The sequence below is a fragment of the Streptomyces sp. NPDC059874 genome (assembly GCF_042731135.1).
Classification (GTDB): Bacteria; Actinomycetota; Actinomycetes; order Streptomycetales; family Streptomycetaceae; genus Streptomyces.
Genome location: NZ_JBHWJY010000025.1, coordinates 18,516 through 34,957, shown reverse-complemented (window position 1 = coordinate 34,957; position 16,442 = coordinate 18,516). Strand labels below are relative to the sequence as shown.

The 16,442-nt window shown below is 73.3% G+C and carries 17 protein-coding genes; 10 read left to right on the top strand and 7 right to left on the bottom strand.

The genetic code is table 11. The annotated features are described in order from the left end of the window. Positions 1–11 precede the first annotated feature (11 nt). Positions 12–695, top strand: a complete 684-nt coding sequence (locus tag ACFV9H_RS16685; RefSeq protein ID WP_385398387.1) for a glycerophosphodiester phosphodiesterase — start codon at positions 12–14, stop codon at positions 693–695. 30 nt (positions 696–725) lie between these two features. Here the strand turns inward: ACFV9H_RS16685 and ACFV9H_RS16680 are convergent, their stop codons facing one another. Then, positions 726–1,265: a GNAT family N-acetyltransferase gene (locus tag ACFV9H_RS16680; RefSeq protein WP_385398385.1), complete on the bottom strand. Its 540-nt coding sequence runs from the start codon at positions 1,263–1,265 to the stop codon at positions 726–728. A gap of 170 nt (positions 1,266–1,435) precedes the next feature. Between ACFV9H_RS16680 and ACFV9H_RS16675 the strand changes: the two genes are divergently transcribed. From ACFV9H_RS16675 to ACFV9H_RS16660, 4 genes are all read left to right on the top strand, one after another. Then, positions 1,436–2,005, top strand: a complete 570-nt coding sequence (locus ACFV9H_RS16675; protein ID WP_385398383.1) for a DUF5134 domain-containing protein — start codon at positions 1,436–1,438, stop codon at positions 2,003–2,005. A 79-nt stretch (positions 2,006–2,084) separates the two neighbouring features. Then, positions 2,085–3,023: a M56 family metallopeptidase gene (locus ACFV9H_RS16670; RefSeq protein WP_385398381.1), complete on the top strand. Its 939-nt coding sequence runs from the start codon at positions 2,085–2,087 to the stop codon at positions 3,021–3,023. A gap of 44 nt (positions 3,024–3,067) precedes the next feature. After that, positions 3,068–3,715, top strand: a complete 648-nt coding sequence (locus ACFV9H_RS16665) for a phosphatase PAP2 family protein (protein WP_385398379.1) — start codon at positions 3,068–3,070, stop codon at positions 3,713–3,715. A 103-nt stretch (positions 3,716–3,818) separates the two neighbouring features. Next, positions 3,819–4,439: a TetR/AcrR family transcriptional regulator gene (locus ACFV9H_RS16660; RefSeq protein ID WP_385398377.1), complete on the top strand. Its 621-nt coding sequence runs from the start codon at positions 3,819–3,821 to the stop codon at positions 4,437–4,439. Between the two features lie 7 nt (positions 4,440–4,446). Here the strand turns inward: ACFV9H_RS16660 and ACFV9H_RS16655 are convergent, their stop codons facing one another. Continuing rightward, positions 4,447–5,934 (bottom strand): LVIVD repeat-containing protein, encoded by a 1,488-nt coding sequence (locus tag ACFV9H_RS16655; protein ID WP_385398375.1) that lies wholly within the window; start codon positions 5,932–5,934, stop codon positions 4,447–4,449. A gap of 78 nt (positions 5,935–6,012) precedes the next feature. Here ACFV9H_RS16655 and ACFV9H_RS16650 point away from each other — a divergent pair, with 78 nt between their 5' ends. The 3 genes from ACFV9H_RS16650 to ACFV9H_RS16640 are packed head-to-tail and all read left to right on the top strand — an operon-like array spanning position 6,013 to position 8,554. Next, complete coding sequence (locus ACFV9H_RS16650; RefSeq protein WP_385398373.1) at positions 6,013–6,699, top strand: DUF305 domain-containing protein; 687 nt, start codon at positions 6,013–6,015, stop codon at positions 6,697–6,699. 52 nt (positions 6,700–6,751) lie between these two features. Beyond that, positions 6,752–8,110, top strand: a complete 1,359-nt coding sequence (locus ACFV9H_RS16645) for an FAD-dependent oxidoreductase (protein ID WP_385398371.1) — start codon at positions 6,752–6,754, stop codon at positions 8,108–8,110. Positions 8,111–8,146: 36 nt separating this feature from the next. Then, positions 8,147–8,554 (top strand): hypothetical protein, encoded by a 408-nt coding sequence (locus tag ACFV9H_RS16640; RefSeq protein WP_385398369.1) that lies wholly within the window; start codon positions 8,147–8,149, stop codon positions 8,552–8,554. Here the strand turns inward: ACFV9H_RS16640 and ACFV9H_RS16635 are convergent. The 3 genes from ACFV9H_RS16635 to ACFV9H_RS16625 all read right to left on the bottom strand — a co-directional run bounded on the left by ACFV9H_RS16635 (position 8,551) and on the right by ACFV9H_RS16625 (position 11,516). After that, positions 8,551–8,901 (bottom strand): ArsR/SmtB family transcription factor, encoded by a 351-nt coding sequence (locus tag ACFV9H_RS16635; RefSeq protein WP_385398367.1) that lies wholly within the window; start codon positions 8,899–8,901, stop codon positions 8,551–8,553. The genes ACFV9H_RS16640 and ACFV9H_RS16635 overlap by 4 nt on opposite strands. Before the next feature lie 66 nt (positions 8,902–8,967). Then, positions 8,968–10,077 carry an NADH:flavin oxidoreductase/NADH oxidase gene (locus tag ACFV9H_RS16630; protein WP_385398365.1) on the bottom strand — a complete coding sequence of 370 codons (1,110 nt, stop codon included), beginning with the start codon at positions 10,075–10,077 and terminating at the stop codon, positions 8,968–8,970. Positions 10,078–10,157: 80 nt separating this feature from the next. Further along, a complete protein-coding gene (locus ACFV9H_RS16625) occupies positions 10,158–11,516 on the bottom strand; it encodes a wax ester/triacylglycerol synthase family O-acyltransferase (RefSeq protein WP_385398363.1) in 1,359 nt (452 codons plus the stop codon). Between the two features lie 199 nt (positions 11,517–11,715). Between ACFV9H_RS16625 and ACFV9H_RS16620 the strand changes: the two genes are divergently transcribed. Further along, complete coding sequence (locus ACFV9H_RS16620) at positions 11,716–12,807, top strand: WD40/YVTN/BNR-like repeat-containing protein (protein WP_385398361.1); 1,092 nt, start codon at positions 11,716–11,718, stop codon at positions 12,805–12,807. Between the two features lie 42 nt (positions 12,808–12,849). On the opposite strand, the gene ACFV9H_RS16615 is transcribed toward ACFV9H_RS16620, so the two are convergent. Continuing rightward, entirely contained in the window at positions 12,850–14,439 is a 1,590-nt protein-coding gene (locus tag ACFV9H_RS16615) for a von Willebrand factor type A domain-containing protein (protein ID WP_385398359.1), read from the bottom strand. A 165-nt stretch (positions 14,440–14,604) separates the two neighbouring features. Further along, positions 14,605–15,282, bottom strand: coding sequence for a uracil-DNA glycosylase (locus tag ACFV9H_RS16610; protein WP_385398357.1), 678 nt, complete (start codon positions 15,280–15,282; stop codon positions 14,605–14,607). 187 nt (positions 15,283–15,469) lie between these two features. On the opposite strand from ACFV9H_RS16610, the gene ACFV9H_RS16605 reads away from it, so the two are divergent. Beyond that, on the top strand, positions 15,470–16,384 hold the full coding sequence (locus ACFV9H_RS16605) for a sirohydrochlorin chelatase (protein WP_385398355.1): 915 nt from the start codon (positions 15,470–15,472) through the stop codon (positions 16,382–16,384). The last annotated feature ends 58 nt before the right edge of the window (positions 16,385–16,442 follow it).

Sequence of the window (16,442 nt, the reverse complement as noted above, 5' to 3'; positions counted from 1 at the left end):
GCGAGAGAACCTTGACTTTCCTCACCATCGGTCACCGCGGGGTCATGGGTGTCGAACCGGAGAACACCCTGCGGTCCTATCTCCGAGCGGAACGTTCCGGCATGGACGTCATCGCCCTCGATCTGCGACTGAGCAAGGACGGCGCCCTCGTCGCCCTGCACGACCCCGAGGTGGACCGGACCACCGACGGTTCGGGGGCCGTCGCCGACCTGACCCTGGCCGAACTGCGCGAGCTCGATGCCGGGCAGGGTGAACACGTGCCGGTCTTCGAGGAGGTCCTGGACGCGGTCCGGGCCCCGCTCCAGGTGTTCGTGCGGGACCAGGCCGCCGTCGGGGTGCTCGCGGATCTGCTGCTGCGCCGCGACCTGACCGCGCGGGTGGAAGTGGCCTCGCCCGACGCGGCGCTGCTCACCGAGGCGGCCCGCCTGGCGCCGGGGGTACGGACCACCCTGTGGACGGACTCCCCCGGCGCGGACGTCCTCGCGCGGGCAGTGGAGGCCGGCGTCACGACCCTCTCGCTGAACGTGCGCCGCCTCACGCTGGAGACCGTCGAGGAGGCGCACGCGGCCGGGCTGCGGGTCATCGGCGGGGAGGTCAACACCCTGGACCTCCTGCGGCTCGCGCGGGCCCTCGGGCTGGACGGCGCGGTCACCGACTTCCCGGAGATCCGCAGCACGGGCCGCTTCACCGCCTGACGAGGCGCGTCGTACGGCGCCCGCGCCCACCTACAGCGGCTTGACCAGCAGCTCGAAGGCCAGGTCGTCGCGGAGCGGGACGCCGAAGCGCTCGTCACCGTAGGGGAAGGGGCTCAGTTCGCCGGTGCGCCGGTAGCCGCGCCGCACGTAGTAGGCGATGAGCTCCTCCCGTACGTTCACCACCGTCATCCTCATCTCCCGGGCGCCCCACGTCTCGCGGGCGCGGCGTTCGGCCTCGGCCAGGATCTCCTTGCCGAGGCCGCCGCCCTGGAGCCCCGGGCGGACGGCGAACATGCCGAAGTAGACGTGGTCGCCGCGGTGTTCGAGCTGGCAGCAGGCGACGAGGTCGGCCGCGCGCTCGACGACGAGCAGGGTGGCGTCCTTGGCGTTGATGATCTCGCGGACTCCGTCGGCGTCCGTCCGCTGCCCCTCCAGGTAGTCCGCCTCCGTGGTCCAGCCGCCGCGGCTGGCGTCGCCGCGGTACGCCGACTCGACGAGCGCCACCAGCTCGGTCACGTCCGCCTCCACGGCGCTGCGGAAGCTGAGGGCGGCGGGCTTGGCGGTCGACATCGGGGGCTCCGTTCTTGGCGGTGGCATATGACATGCCGGGTACGGCATGGAGAGCGTATCCCGGGACCGCGTGAGCACCGTGTGAGAAGGGCATCTCTTCCCCTGACCGTCTCTTCCGTGACGCCGACGAGCGCCGAATAACGGGGGGTTGTGCCGTGCACGGTTCCGCCATGTCCCTCTCCGCCTCCGTCTCCGCCTGGCTGCTGGTGCTGCTGTGCGCGGTGAGCGGCGCCTACTGCCTCGGGCGGGTGCGGAGATCGGGCGGTGCCGCGGCCGGGGAGGCCGTGATGGGCTTCGGCATGGCTTTGATGGCGGTGCCGCTGGGGCACGGCGGCGGCCGGCTGGCCCCCGTCCTGGGGCTGGTGTTCTGCGGGACGGCCCTGCACGCCGTGTGGCTGCTGCGGGGCGGGGCGCACCACGCCCACCATCTGGTGGGCTCGCTGACGATGGTCTACATGGCCCTGACGGCCTGGTACGGGTCCGGGCACGGCGGCGGACCGCCGCTGCTGACCGGGGTGCTGCTCCTCTACTACGCCGGCTACGTGGTGCTCGGCGGGAACCGCCTGATCGCGGTGGGCGCCACGGCCGCGCACCCGGTCGGCGCGCGGTCCTCGGGTTCTGCGGGGGCTGCGGGCGCTGCGGGGTCCCCGGGCTCGGGGTCCACGGGCTCGGCGGAGTTGACCCGGGCCTGCCGACTGGCCATGGGGATGGGGATGTTGGCCATGCTGCTCACGATGTGAGGGGCGGCGGGACGTGTCCTGCGTCACCAATGCACCGAGGCCGTACCCGCAGGTAGCCGGGGCTCATAGGCTGACGTCCATGATGGTCCCCGCCGCACTGCTGATGCTCGGCGCCCTGACCGCGGTGCTCGCTCCCCGTCTGCTGGCCCGGGCCCGATGGCCCGAGCGCGAACCGGTCGTGGCCCTGTGGGTGTGGCAGTGCGTGGTCGGCGCGGTGCTCCTGTGCTTCGGGCTGTCGATGCTGCTGAGCGCGGCGGCCGCCTGGCAGGCGGTCCGCGGGTGGCTCTTCGCCTCCGCCCCGCGCGGGGTGGTCGACGCGTACGCCCTCGGCTCCTCCGGCGGCCCCTGGGCGGCCGGCACGGCGCTCGCGCTGGCGGGCGGCGCGCTGTGGACGGGGGCGATGCTGACGCGTGAGGTACTGCGGGCGCGGGCCCGGCGGCGTGCGCAGGGCAGCGAACTGCTGGTGCGTGCCCCGCTGCTGCCCGGGGAGGACCCCGGGGGCGCGCGGCTCGTCGTACTGGAGGGTCCGCGGCCGGACGCGTGGTGGCTGCCGGGGACGGCGCCGCGGCTGGTGGTGACGACGGCGGCGCTCGGGCGGCTGAAGGGGAGCCAGCTGGACGCCGTACTGGCGCACGAGCAGAGCCACACGACGGCCCGGCACGACTGGCTGCTGCACTGCTCGCGGGCGCTGGCCGGGGGTTTCCCGCAGGTGCCGGTCTTCGCGGCCTTCGAGGCGGAGATGCACCTCCTCGTCGAGCTGGCCGCCGACGACTCGGCCTCACGGCGGTACGGGCGGCTCACGGTGGCGCTGGCGCTCGTCGGACTGAACGAGGACCGGGGTGCGTTCGGGCCCGGCGCGACCCCCGACGCGCACGTACCCCAGCGGGTGCGGCGGCTTCTGGCGGCGGAGCCCCGATTGCCGGCGAGCCGCAGGCTGCGGCTCACGGCGCTGGCCGCACTGCTCCCGGCGATACCGCTGTTGGTCGCTTTCGTACCGGGACTGAGCGCCCTCGCCTGAGAGCCCCCGCGCCCGGAGCGCGTGCCGGTGCGAGGATCACCCGCATGCGGAGCGATCACTTGCGGTGGGCGGGCGTCGGCTGTGCGCTGCTCGGAGGCGTCCTGACGGTGCTGGTGGTGGGCCCGTGGCAGCCGCTGCTGTCCTACGACGAGCGGGTCGCCCGGGATCTGCACGCCCACGCCGTCGCCCACCCCGGAGTCGTCCGGCTGGCGGGGGTGCTGACCGACTGGGTGTGGGACCCCTGGACCATGCGGGCGCTGGCCGCCGTCGCGTGCGTGGCGCTGTGGCGGCTCGGCGATCGGGAGCGCGCGTGGCGGGTGGGGCTGGCCGCGTTGGCCGCCTCGGTGGTGCAGCAGGGGCTGAAGGCGCTGGTGGGCCGGGAGCGGCCGGTGTGGTCGGACCCGGTGGACTCGGCGTACTACGCGGCCTATCCGTCGGGCCATGCCATGACGGCGACGGTGGTGTGCGGGCTGCTGCTGTGGCTGCTCCCCCGGCCGACCGCCGCGTCGAGGGTCGGGGCCGCTTGGGCGCTGGCCGCGGTGTCGGTGGCCGGGGTCGGATTCACCCGGATCTACCTGGGGGTGCACTGGGCCTCGGACGTGGTCGGCGGCTGGCTGTTGGGTGTGGCCCTGGTGGCTCTCGCGACGTCGGTCCCGGCCCGCCGGCCCACGCGCGCGGCCGCCGGACCGTGAGGGTTCGGGTGTGCCTGCTCTGGGCGATCCCCCGTGTCACCCAGAGCAGGCGACTCCGTGCGCTGAGTATATTGGCTCCGAGCCAGTCAACGCAGGAGTAAGCATGTCCCCGCGCAGCCCATCGGTCAATGAAGAATTGCGCAGACGTTCCCGGGAGCGGCTGCTCCAGGCCACGGTCGAGCTCGTCGCCGAGCGCGGGTACGAGGCCACGACGCTCGGCGACATCGCCGACCGGGCGGGGGCGGCGCGCGGCCTGGTCTCGTACTACTTTCCGGGCAAACGGCAGTTGCTGCAGTCCGCCGTGCACCGGCTGATGCACCTCACCCTGCACGCGGCGCTGGAGCGGGAACCGCGCACGGACGACGGGCGGGAGCGGCTCGCGCGCGCGATCGACGCGATCCTCGGGCTGGCCCGGGACGAGCCGCTGCTGATGCGGACGCACATGGCGGGCATCCTCACGGCCGAGGGCTTCGTGCAGTGCCCGGAGCAGCAGAGACTGGCGGAGCTGCTGCGGGACACGGTTTCGCGGTACGGCTCGACGGACGTGGACGCGGACTATCCGCTGCTGCGCGCGCTGTTGATGGGCGCGGTGGTGGCGGTGCTGCTGCCGGGCGCGCCGATGCCGTCGGCGCGGCTGAGGGCGGAGCTGTTCCAGCGTTACGGGTTGAATTGGGAGATGGGCGTTCCGCCGGACGGCGGGCCGCCCGGCGGAACGATTCACTAGGGCTCCGTCAGTGGTACTCGGGCTGGCTCTGTACGTTGAGCCGGTCCATCCACACCCACTTGGCGCTCTCGGTGCGCCAGTCGTCGAGCCTCAGCACGTCGAGGCCCTTGGCGATGTCGTTCGAGTAGATGTGCCCGTTGTAGTAGTACGCCGACCAGGAGCCGCCGAGGCCCAACCTGTCCGTCGTCAGCGGGCCGCGCTCGAAGTACGCGATCTCCTTGGGCCGGCTGGAGTCGGTGAACTCCCACACCGAGATGCCGCCCTGGTACCAGGCCTGCACCATGATGTCGCGGCCGCCGCCCACCGGGATCAGCGAGCCGTTGTGGGCCACGCAGTTCTCGGTGTCGGCCTGGTGGCGCGGGATCTTGTAGTAACTGCGGAAGGCGAGCTTGCGCTGGTCCCCGCTGCCGGTGATGTCGTAGATCCCGTCGGCGCCCCGGTTGGGGCCGGTGGCCTCGTTGCAGGTGGCGCCGCCGCCGCCGCCGAGTTCGTCGGTGAACACCACCTTGTTCGCCTGCTCGTTGAAGGTCGCCGAGTGCCAGAAGGCGAAGTTCACGTTGTCCTGGACGCGGTCGATGACGCGGGGCTGCTCGGGCTTGCTGATGTCGAAGAGGATGCCGTCACCCATGCAGGCGCCGGCGGCCAGGTTCTTCGAGGGCAGCACGGTGATGTCGTGGCAGCCGGTGGTCTTGGAGACGCCGGGGTTGGTGGGTGCGCCCGGGTTGCCGCCGTCGGGGAAGAGGATCGGGAAGGCGACGACCGCGGCCTGCGTCGGCGCCTTCTTCGGGACCTTCACGACCGAGATGCCGTCGTGCGGCGGCTTGCAGTCGGGGAAGGCGTCGTTCGGGGAGTACGAGGCCACGTAGAGGTAGATGTCCCGGCCGCCCGGCACCAGGGTGTGGGTGTGGGAACCGCAGGCCGTCTCCACGGACTTGATGTACTTGGGGTTCTTCTTGTCCTTGATGTCGAAGATCTTGATGCCCTCCCACGACGACTTCTCCGTCGCGGGCTGCGAGACGCTGTTGCAGGAGTCGTCGCTGCGCGAGGAGTCGGTGGAGAGGAAGAGCAGGTCTCCGAGGACGGAGATGTCGTTCTGTCCGCCGGGGCAGAGCACCTGGCTGACGGTCTTCGGTGCCTTCGGGTTGGCGATGTCGTAGATCGTGAAACCGTTGTAGCCGCCCGCGTAGGCGTACCTGCCCTGGAAGGCGATGTCCGAATTGATCACGGCGGGGTCGGCCGAGGGGATGTTGGCCAGGGGCTTGATATTGGCGCTGTGCACGATCTCGTCCTGACCGGGGATCTCGCCCGCGGCGAGCTCCCGGCCGGCGGTGAGGCCCGCGCTGCTCTGCTGATTGCCGAAACCGGGTGCCAGGTCGCCCGGGTCCGGGGTGGCGGCCGCCGGTCCGGCCGCCAATAACGTGGCGAGGAGTCCGGCCGCAGCGACGGCCGCCCCCACCCTCCCGTTCCGCACTCTCCTGTTGTGTAGCGAGGTCACTGTGCCCTCCCATGGGAGTCCGATCGATTCCGTTCGGGGTGGGAACGGAACCAGGACCCCGGCAGTATCTTCCTTTCCATGGACATGGCAACAGCCCCCTGCGGCCGCAAGGCGTTACCGGCACGGCTTCGCCGCTTCATCGGCGCGGCCGCGATCGCCGGCCTCCTGCTCGCGCTCACCGGCTGTGACGCGGACGGTGGGAAGGACCGGGCGGAGGACGGACGGCCCCTCGTGATCGCACCCGGCAAACCGGGCGAGGCCGCGCGCACCCTCACCCCCGAGCAGGCCGCGAAGGAGAAGCCGGACGACAGTCCGAACGCCGCCGACCACGCCTACGTACGGGGCATGATCGAACACCACAAGCAGGCCCTGACGATGAGCTCGCTGGCCCCACAGCGGGCCTCGGCGGACGGGGTCAAACGGCTGGCGGAGCGGATCACCGCCGCCCAGCAGCCCGAGATCGGGGCGATGGAGAAGTGGCTGGCCCTCCATCCGGCGCCGTCGACGGGCTCCGGCGGGCACGCCCACGACCACTCCGCGATGCCGGGCATGGCGACGGAGCAGCAGCTCAAGGAGCTGGCCGAAGCCACCGGGGCCGACTTCGACCGGCTCTTCCTGAAGCTGATGACCGCCCACCACGAGGGCGCCCTGAAGATGGCGAGCGAGGCCCTGGCCGGCGGCAACAACGTGGCGGTCGAGGAGATGGCCACCGAGGTGGTGGCCACGCAGAGCGCCGAGATCCACCGGATGCGCGCGATGGGCTGACGCCGGAGGGGGCCGGTGTCATGCTGGGACCACCTGCGGGAGGAGCTCCGCCGTGCTTCGTATCGCCGTCGTCGGATCGGGCCCCAGCGGGGTCTACGCGGCCCAGACGCTGGTCCAGCAGCGCGAGGTGCCCGGGGTGCGCGTCGACGTCCTGGACCGGCTGCCCGCGCCGTACGGGCTCGTGCGGTACGGGGTCGCGCCGGACCACGAGAAGATCAAGTCGCTGCAGGGCAGCCTGCGCACCGTGCTGGAGGACGAGCGGATCCGCTTCCTCGGCAACGTCGAGGTGGGCGGGCCCGAGCTGCCCGCCGAGCGGCTACTGGAGCTCTACCACGCGGTGGTCTACTGCGTGGGCGCCGCCCGCGACCGACTGCTCGGGATCCCGGGCGAGGAGTTGGCCGGGGTGCACTCCGCGACCGCGTTCGTGTCCTGGTACAGCGGGCACCCGGATGCGGTGGACGAGAGCTTCGACCTGCCCGGGGTGGACTCGGCGGTGGTCGTCGGCGCGGGCAACGTCGCGGTGGACGTGACCCGGATCCTGGCCCGGGGGCAGGCCGAGCTGAAGCCGACCGACATGCCGCAGCCGGCGCTGGGCGCGCTCGCGCTGAGCGGGGTGCGCCGGGTGGCGATGGTGGCCCGACGGGGACCTTCCCAGGGCAAGTTCACCACCAAGGAGCTGCGGGAACTGGGCACGCTGCCGGGGGTGGACACGGTGGTCGACCCGGCCGAGCTGGCCATCGACCCCGCGTACACGGATCCGGCCGTGGCCGCCGCACTGCCCGCGGTGGCGCGGCGGAACCTGGAGGCGCTGCGCGGCTGGGCGCAGGCCAGCCCGGGCGGGGCTCCGCGCCGGATCGCGCTGCGGTTCTACCTGCGCCCGACGGAGATCCTCGGCGGGCCGGACGGCCGGGTCACCGGGATGCGCTTCGAGCGGACCGCCCCGGACGGCCGGGGCGGGGTGACCGGGACGGGCGTCTACGAGGACGTCGAGGCGCAGTTGGTGCTGCGTTCGGTGGGGTACAAGGGCGTCCCGCTGGCCGGGCTCCCCTTCGACCCGGCGAAGGGCACGGTCCCGCACGCGGCGGGTCGGGTGCTGCGCGCGGGCCGGGCCTCGGTCGGCGAGTACGTGGCGGGTTGGATCAAACGCGGCCCGACGGGCGTGATCGGCACCAACCGGCCCTGCGCCAAGGAGTCCGCGTCCTCGCTGCTCCAGGACGCGGGCGCGCTGGCCCGGCGGGAACTCCCCGGGGACCCCTTGGACGCCCTGCGGGCCGCCGGGCTGCACCCGGTGGAGTGGCCGGGCTGGCTGGCCATCGAGGCGGCGGAGACGGACCTGGGCCGCTCCCTCGGCCGCGGTTCGGTGAAGATCCCGGACTGGCCCGGCCTGTTGGGCGCCGCGGGTCTCCCGTAGGGTGACTGACCGCGCTACGGGTAAAGGGAGTTGACGATGGGGAACGCCGGACGCCGGGGCGCCGGGTCGGCCTTGGCGGCGGTCGCGTGCGCCGCTCTGCTCGTCGGCTGCACGCAGGAGACCAGGGTGACCGCCACACCCGGCCCGACGGCCACGACGACGACCGCCCCGCCGGAGGCCCTCGCGCTGGCCGAGCGCTACCGGACCGCCGGTGGGGACGCGGACGTGTACGGCATCCAGATGCAGACCGGGCCGCAGGGCGCGCCGCTGCTGACCGTCCGCACCCGCAGCGCGGACTCGGACGGCGCGCTCTTCGACAGGCAGTCGGCCTCGATCGTCGGCTACCTGACATCGAAGGAAGGGCTCTCCCTCGGCAAGGGCTACCTGATCGACGTCTTCGGCCCGGACGGCGCCCTGCTCCACCGCCAGGATTCGAGGCGCTAGATCTTGGCCTGCCGCTCCGCCTCGGCCGCCGCCGCCGTGAGCACGGCCTCCAGCAGACCGGGGAAGAGGGTCTCCAGCTCCTCCCGGCGCAGGGCGTTGAGCTTCGTGGTGCCGCGGTAGGTCTGGCGTACGACGCCGCTCTCTCGCAGCACGCGGAAGTGGTGCGTGGTCGTCGACTTGGTGACCGGCAGGTCGAAGTACGAGCAGGCCAGGTCCGCCGCCGAGGCGTCGAGGTCGCGGACGATGGACAGCCGGACCGGGTCGGAGAGCGCGTGCAGCACGCCCTCCAGGCGGATCTCGGCCGCCTCGGGGTGGGCGAGGGTGCGGGCCGCTTCCCGTTCCGTCATGTCCCTGCTCCGCTCACTCGGCTTGCTCCGGCTGCCATCGTACGAGAACCGTCGTAGGACCCCTGCCTACCAGGAGCGGTGGTACTGCTCGGGCGTGCGCAGGTCCCCGCCCAGCTCGGCGGCCGCGCGGCGGGCCCAGTACGGGTCGCGCAGCAGCTCCCGGCCCAGCAGGATGGCGTCGGCCTCGCCGTTGGCCAGGATCTTCTCCGCCTGTTCCGGTTCGGTGATCAGGCCGACGGCCGCCACGGGCAGGGAGGTCTCCGCCTTGACGCGGGCCGCGAAGGGCACCTGGTAGCCGGGTCCGAGGGGGATGGTCACGCCGGGGGCGAGGCCGCCGGTGGAGACGTCGAGGAGGTCCACTCCGTGCTCGTGGAGCAGGGCGGCCAGCCGGACCGTCTCGTCGGCGGTCCAGCCGCCTTCCTCCAGCCAGTCGGTGGCGGAGATCCGGAAGAACAGCGGGAGCTCCTCGGGCCACGCCGCCCGTACGGCGTCCACGACTTCGAGGGCGAAGCGGGTGCGGTTCTCGAAGGAGCCGCCGTACGCGTCGGTGCGCTTGTTGCTGTGCGGGGAGAGGAACTCGCCGATGAGGTAGCCGTGGGCGCCGTGGATCTCGACGACCTCGTAGCCCGCGGCCAGCGCGCGCTCGGTGGCCGCCACGAACTGGCCCTTGATTTCGGCGATCTCGTCGAGCGTCAGCTCGTGCGGCACCGGGTGGCCCTCCGCGAACGGGACCGCGCTCGGGGCGACCGGCTGCCAGCCGTGCGCCTCCGGTCCGACCGGGGCGCCGCCCTTCCAGGTGCGGTCGGTGGACGCCTTGCGGCCGGCGTGCGCGATCTGGATGCCGGGGACGGCGCCCCGGGCCTTGAGGAAGGAGGTGATCCGGCGCAGCGCCTCGACCTGCGTGTCGTTCCAGATGCCGAGGTCGTAGGGGGAGATCCGGCCCTCCGGGGAGACCGCGGTGGCCTCCTGGATGATCAGGCCGGTGCCGCCCACGGCGCGGGCCGCGTAGTGGGCGAAGTGCCAGTCGCCCGCCACGCCGGCGTTCGGGCCGAAGGCCTCGGCGCTGTACTGGCACATGGGGGCCATCCACACGCGGTTGGGGATGGTGACCGAACGCAGGGTGTGGGGCACGAAAAGGGCGGCGAAAGCGGCAGGGGCGGCGGAGGCAGCACTCATCAGGGATCTCCAGATGTCACCGGGCGCGCCGGGGATCGGCGGCTAAGTACGAGAGTCACCGTACTACGAAATCTCTCGTACTACGAGACCTGCCGTACAAGCTCGTCCAATTCCGCGCGCAGCGCCCCCGCCAGGGCCGCCAGGTCCGGGACGGCGGCCGCGTCGGCGACCAGGCCGTAGTGGACCGTGCCCTGATAGGTGGAGACCGCGACGGCGAGGGACTGGCCGTGGGCCAGCGGGGCGAGCGGGTAGACCTCGCGAACCCGGCTCCCGCCGAGCGTGAAGGCGAGCGGGGGCAACGGCACGCTGGTGACCAGGATGTCGAAGAGCAGGCGGGCGGCCTGGGCGACGAGGGGGCCGCCGAGCCGGTGACCCAGCGGGTGGACGTGATCGGCGAGGAGAGCGACGGCCCCGGCGCCCCGCGTGGGTCCCGCGTCCTTGTTGCGGTCCATGCCGGCGCGGACGGAGTGCAGGCGCCGCAGCGGGTCGGCCTCGGCGAGCGGGAGCCGCAGCAGGTAGCCGGAGAGCCGGTTCCCCGCGCCCGCCCCGGGCCTGCCCCGGCGGGACACGGGGATCAGGGCGCGCGGGCCCGGCCCGCTGGGCGCGGGGTCGCCGCGCCCGGCCAGCCAGCGCCGCAGCGCGCCGGCGACCAAGGCGATCAGCACGTCGTTGACGGTGCCGCCGGCGCCCTTGCGGACCAGGTTGACCTCGTCCAGGTCGAGCGCGAGGCCCGCGACGGTGCGGCTGCCGGTGCGGCCGCCCGCGAGCGCGGAGTCCGCGACGAGGGCCGCGGGAACCCCGAGCGGCAGTCCGCCCCGGGCCACCGCGGCGCCGATCTCCAGGGCCTGGCCCACGTCCTGAACCCGGGCCGCCAGGGCTCCGGGGAGCCGGCGCAGGGCGGAGCCGGCACGCTGCTCGGGGACCGGGCGCGCGGGAGTCCGTGGGGGCGGCGCCTGGTCGAAGCCGTCGAACAGGGCGGCGGCGAGCGCCAGGGCGCCCATCCCGTCCGCGAGGGCGTGGTGGAACTTGAACAGGACCGCGAAGGTTTCCGGGTCGGGGCCGGCCAGTACGTGCGCCTCCCAGGGCGGCAGTTCCCGGTCCAGCGGGCGCGCCATCAGCGGCCCGGCGGCGGCGTGCGGGTCCGCGGCGTCCGTGCGTACGAGGAACACGTGGCGGGCGGGGTCGAAGGCGGGGTCCGGCGACCAGGCGGCCGCGCCCAGCGGCAGCAGCACGTCGCGGATCCGGCGGCGCAGGCCCGGCACGGTGGCGCAGCGGGCGGCGAGCAGTTCGGCGGCGCGCTCGGCGGGATGTTCCGCGGCGCCGGGTCCGCCGCGTGCCGCGGCCTCGAAGACGGCGAGGGCGCCGAGGTGCATGGGGTGGGCGGCGGATTCGATCCGCCAGAAGGCGAGGTCGAGCGGGGAGAGGTGCTCGGTGGCCACTTAGGTCCTCTCGCGTGTGGCGGTGATGGCCTGAAGTCAATCCATTCCGAACACCTACATGCAAGTAGCAATGATTTCCTGTCGGTAAACGATCAGTATCGATCAGCTAATCCAGGCACCGGGCCGCCCGCCGGGCCACTGTCAGTGGGCGGGTGCAGACTGGCCGGAAAGAAGAGGTCCGAGTCCGGAGGTGCCGGCCATGGCCGAGGTACTGCTGCTCGTGGGAACCCGAAAGGGACTGTTCATCGGTCGTCGCCGCGGGGCCGGGCCGTGGGAGTTCGACGGGCCCCATTTCAACGCCGAGGCCGTGTACGCCGTGGCCGTCGACCGGCGGGGCCCGGTTCCCCGGCTGCTCGTCGGCGGGGACAGCTCGCACTGGGGGCCGTCCGTCTTCACGTCCGACGACCTCGGGGAGACCTGGCGGGAGCCCGCGGCCCCCGCCGTGAAGTTCCCCAAGGACACCGGCGCCTCGCTGGAGCGGGTCTGGCAGCTGCAGCCCGCCGGCCCCGAGGCGCCGGACGTGGTGTACGCGGGGACGGAGCCCGCGGCACTGTTTCGCTCCACGGACCGGGGCGAATCCTTCGAGCTGGTCCGCCCGCTGTGGGAACACCCGAGCCGCGACCAGTGGGTGCCCGGCGGTGGCGGCGAGGGCCTGCACACGGTGATCACCGACCCGCGCGACGCGGACGCGCTGACCGTGGCCGTCTCCACCGCGGGGGTGTTCCGCACCCGGGACGGCGGGGCCAGTTGGTCCCCGTCCAACGACGGGGTCTCGGCGGTGTTCCTGCCCGATCCACACCCCGAGTTCGGCCAGTGCGTGCACAAGATCGCCCCGGACGCCGGGGACCGGGACCGGCTGTACCTGCAGAACCACTGGGGCGTGTACCGCAGCGACGACTCCGGCACCCGGTGGACGGACATCGGCGGCGGGCTGCCCTCGGACTTCGGCTTCGCGGTGGCCGCCCACCCGCACCGGGCGGACACCGCGTACGTCTTCCCCCTCAACGCCGACTCCGACCGGGTCCCGGCCGAACACCGGTGCCGGGTCTTCCGCACCCGGGACGCCGGCGCCACGTGGGAGCCGCTTTCCAAGGGGCTGCCCGCCGGGGACCACTACGGCACGGTGCTGCGCGACGCCCTGTGCACCGACGACGCGGACCCGGCGGGGATCTACTTCGGCAACCGCAACGGCGAGCTGTACGCCAGTCACGACGAAGGCGAGAGCTGGGAGTTGCTGGCCGAGCACCTGCCGGACGTCCTGTGCGTACGGGCGGCCGTGCTGGAGGGGTAGGGCCCCGCGGGCCGGCCCGAGTCCGCGCCGGGCGCGTGCCGGTCAGCCGGTCAGGCGCCCGGCCTGACGCACGGCCTGCGAGAGCTGCCGTACGGCGGGGTCCTCGGTTCGGCCGGCCAGCCGTTCCGCGTGCCCCGCGAGGCTGCTCAGCGAGACCGCGCCCGGCACCCGCTCCCAGCCGCCGCCCCGTTCGCGCAGCGCCGACGCGAAGTAGGCCGCGACCGCGGTGACCTGGAGGCGCGGGGGCGCCTCGGTCCACAAGTCCCCCGCCAGCGCGGCCGCTTCGACCCGGCCGGACTCCTCGTGCGGTGCCCGCGTGCGCGGGTCGAGCCAGCGCACCGTCGCCGTCGCCACGTGCCCGGCGGCGCCGGGGCGCAGCTTCACCGCGTACAGGGCGGTCACGGTGTGGCCGGAGCCGACCTCGCCGCCGTCCACGGTGTCGTCGCGGAACGCGTCGTCGTCGACACGGCGGTTGTCGTAGCCGATCAGTCGGAACCGCTCGACCGTCGCCGGGTCGAAGGAGACCTGCGCCTTGGCGTCGCGGGCCCGCAGCTGCACCTGCGCGGGGAGGTCGTCGCAGAAGACCTTGCGGGCGCCTTCGATGTCGGAGACGTAGGTGGTGTGGCCGTCGCCGCGGTCGGCGAGCCGTTCCATGAAGGCGTCGTTGTACTCGCTGCCGACGCCCACTCCGAACAGGGTGATCCCGTGAGCGGTCCGGGCGTCGGCGACCCGCTTCAGGATGGTGTCGGCGGAGGTGGCGCCGGAGTTGGCGAGGGCGTCGGAGAGCAGGACGACCCGATTGGTGGCGCCCGGCCGCAGTCCCTTGACCGCGACGTCGTACCCGCGTGTGACGCCCGCTTCCACGTTGGTGGAATCGGCGGTGCGCAGTCCGTCGACGACCCTGTGGATCTGGTCGCGGTGGCCTTCGACGCGGGTCATCGGCAGCCGGGTCTGGGCACTGCCGCTGAAGGTGACGACGGCGACCGAGTCGTCCTCGCGCAGCCGGTCGGTCATCAGGTTCATGGAGGTGCGGACGAGGTCGAGGCGCCCGGGCTCGGCCATGGAGCCGGAGACGTCCACGACGAAGGTGAGGGCGGCGGGCGGCCGCCGGTCCGCGCCGTCCGTACCGCCCCCGGCGGAGCGGGTGGCGAGTCCCACACGCACCAGCGACCAGCTCGGGTCGGTGGTGCGGGCTCCGTCGACGGTGACCGAGAAACCGTCGCCGTCGGGCTCCGGGTAGTCCTGCCGGAAGCTGTTGACGAACTCCTCGGGGCGCACGTTGCCGGGGTCGGGCAGGCTGCCGTCGGCGAGGGTGCGGCGGGCGTAGCCGTAGCTGGCGGTGTCCACGTCGAGCGCGAAGGTGGAGAGGTAGTCGGCGGGCGGCTTGGTCACGCTCCGCCCGTCGCTCTCGCCCTCCTGACCGCCGCCTCCGGGGAAGGAAGCGGCGGGCGCCGGCCGGGAGTCGGTGCCGTTCGCGCCCCGGTCGACGGTCCGGTACTCGCCGCCGGATCCACAGCCGGTCAGCAGGACGGCGCCGACGGCGAGTGCGGCGATCAGCCGGGCGGGGGTTCCGCCCGGGGCCGAGCGGGGTGCTTGGGGTGCTCTGGACGTGCGGTCCTCATGGGGCTTCATGCCGTCTCCCTCGAAGCGTCGTCGGTGTTGAATCTGACGCGCGGGAGGGGCTGTTGGAGCCTTCGAAGCCATTGCGAACGAGTATCGAAGCGACAACGGCAGGCGGAACGTCAAGGTCAGGTGTCGATTTCGACGACGTCCCGCATCGGCGAGGTCCCGAATCGACTACGGCAGGCGCCAGTCCACCGGCTGGGCGCCCTGGCGGGCCAGGAGATCGTTGGTGCGGCTGAAGGGCCGCGAGCCGAAGAAGCCGCGGTCCGCCGACATCGGAGACGGGTGGGCGGACTCGATCGCCGGGAAGTCCTGCAGGAACGGCCGCAGGTTGCGGGCGTCGCGCCCCCACAGCACGGACACCAGTGGCTTGCCGCGGCCGGCCAGTGCGCGGATGGCCTGCTCGGTCACTTCCTCCCAGCCCTGGCCGCGGTGGGCTCCGGGCTTGCGGGGCGCCGTGGTGAGCGCCCTGTTGAGCAGGAGCACGCCCTGTCGGGTCCAGGGCGTCAGGTCGCCGTTGGAGGGCCGGGGCAGTCCGAGGTCGGTGTGCAGTTCCCGGAAGATGTTCTCCAGGCTTCCCGGCAGTTGGCGCACGTCGGGCGAGACGGCGAAGCTGTGGCCGATGGCCATGCCGGGAGTCGGGTAGGGGTCCTGCCCCACGATCAGGACGCGCACCTCGTCGAAGGGCTGCTGGAAGGCGCGCAGGACGTTCGCCCCAGCCGGCAGGTAGGTGCGACCTGCCGCGATCTCGGCGCGCAGGAAGTCGCCCATGGCCGCGATGCGGCCGGCCACTGGGCGCAGGGCCTCGGCCCAGCCGGGCTCGACGAGTTCGTTCAACGGAAGAGCTGCCACAAAGGATCACTCTACTGGCGCAGGGGCTCCCTTCCCGAACTCGGCCGGCGGGATAAAGTACGACCGCCCGGTTTCTCCCCTCGGCCTCCCGACCGTATCTGATATTCCTCGGATAAATGCGGACAGATGCCGCCGGAGAAGGCCCTCCCGAACACCTGGTTCCGAGAAGCCAGTAGCATGCGGCGCCATGAGCTCCCCCACTGGGCCCGCAAATGGCCTGCCCGTACGAATGCCGCGACCCCGCCAGACCGGACGGCACCGCCGGCCCGAGCCCGCGGCGGCGCCCGAGGGCGCGCCCGCGCTGGTGCTCGCCGTGCCCGGTGCCCCCTCTGCCGCCTCGCGGGGGCTGGCGGAAGAGATCATCAGCATCGGCCGTTCCGAGCTGCCGGGCCTGGACGCCCGGATCGGCTTCCTCGACGGTGACGACGATTCCGAGTTCCCCTCGCTGTCCGGCGTGCTGAGCGCCGTCGCGACCGAGCGTGCCGCGCGCGCGGAGTTCGCCCGCGCCGCCGGCCACGAGGTGCCCGCGCCGACCGGCCCCGACGCCGTGGTCGTACCGCTGTTGGTCGGTCCGGACGGCGGTCTGCTGCGCCGGGTCCGCCAGGCGCTGATGGACTCCTCGGCCGCCGCCGAGCTGGCCGACGTACTCGGCCCGCACCCGCTGCTCGCGGAGGGCCTGCACGTGCGGCTCTCGGAGGTGGGCCTGGCCCGCGCGGACCGCGCCCGGCTCTTCACCGTGACCACCGCCGCCGACGGCATCGTGCTGGCCACCACCGGTGGCGAGGAGGCCGTCCAGGCCGCCGGCATCACCGGCATGCTGCTCGCCGCCCGCCTCGCGGTGCCGGTGCAGGCCGCCGCGCTCGACCAGGAGGGCTCGGTGGCCGCGGTCGCCGAGCAGCTGCGCCGCGAGGGCTCCACCCAGCTCGCGCTCGCCCCGTACCTGATCGGCCCGGAGGCCGCCGAGGGGCTGCTGGACACCGCGTGCAAGGAGGCCGACTGCGCCGCCGCCGAGGTGCTCGGCGCCTACGGTGCGCTCGGCAAGCTGGCCGTCGCGCAGTACTCCGCGGCCCTCGGGATCACGCAGGGCGCCTCTGCGCACTGATCGCCCGCACCACGCGCAGGAGGGCCCGCCGCCGGAATTCCGGGGGCGGGCCCTCCTG

What these genes read in the sequence shown, in the direction of transcription:
- ACFV9H_RS16680 (WP_385398385.1), bottom strand. Translation starts at nt 1,265, where the DNA reads ATGTCGACCGCCAAGCCCGCCGCCCTCAGCTTCCGCAGCGCCGTGGAG.
- ACFV9H_RS16675 (WP_385398383.1), top strand. Translation starts at nt 1,436, where the DNA reads ATGTCCCTCTCCGCCTCCGTCTCCGCCTGGCTGCTGGTGCTGCTGTGC.
- ACFV9H_RS16670 (WP_385398381.1), top strand. Translation starts at nt 2,085, where the DNA reads ATGATGGTCCCCGCCGCACTGCTGATGCTCGGCGCCCTGACCGCGGTG.
- ACFV9H_RS16665 (WP_385398379.1), top strand. Translation starts at nt 3,068, where the DNA reads ATGCGGAGCGATCACTTGCGGTGGGCGGGCGTCGGCTGTGCGCTGCTC.
- ACFV9H_RS16660 (WP_385398377.1), top strand. Translation starts at nt 3,819, where the DNA reads ATGTCCCCGCGCAGCCCATCGGTCAATGAAGAATTGCGCAGACGTTCC.
- ACFV9H_RS16650 (WP_385398373.1), top strand. Translation starts at nt 6,013, where the DNA reads ATGGACATGGCAACAGCCCCCTGCGGCCGCAAGGCGTTACCGGCACGG.
- ACFV9H_RS16640 (WP_385398369.1), top strand. Translation starts at nt 8,147, where the DNA reads ATGGGGAACGCCGGACGCCGGGGCGCCGGGTCGGCCTTGGCGGCGGTC.
- ACFV9H_RS16635 (WP_385398367.1), bottom strand. Translation starts at nt 8,901, where the DNA reads ATGACGGAACGGGAAGCGGCCCGCACCCTCGCCCACCCCGAGGCGGCC.
- ACFV9H_RS16630 (WP_385398365.1), bottom strand. Translation starts at nt 10,077, where the DNA reads ATGAGTGCTGCCTCCGCCGCCCCTGCCGCTTTCGCCGCCCTTTTCGTG.
- ACFV9H_RS16620 (WP_385398361.1), top strand. Translation starts at nt 11,716, where the DNA reads ATGGCCGAGGTACTGCTGCTCGTGGGAACCCGAAAGGGACTGTTCATC.
- ACFV9H_RS16615 (WP_385398359.1), bottom strand. Translation starts at nt 14,439, where the DNA reads ATGAAGCCCCATGAGGACCGCACGTCCAGAGCACCCCAAGCACCCCGC.
- ACFV9H_RS16605 (WP_385398355.1), top strand. Translation starts at nt 15,470, where the DNA reads ATGAGCTCCCCCACTGGGCCCGCAAATGGCCTGCCCGTACGAATGCCG.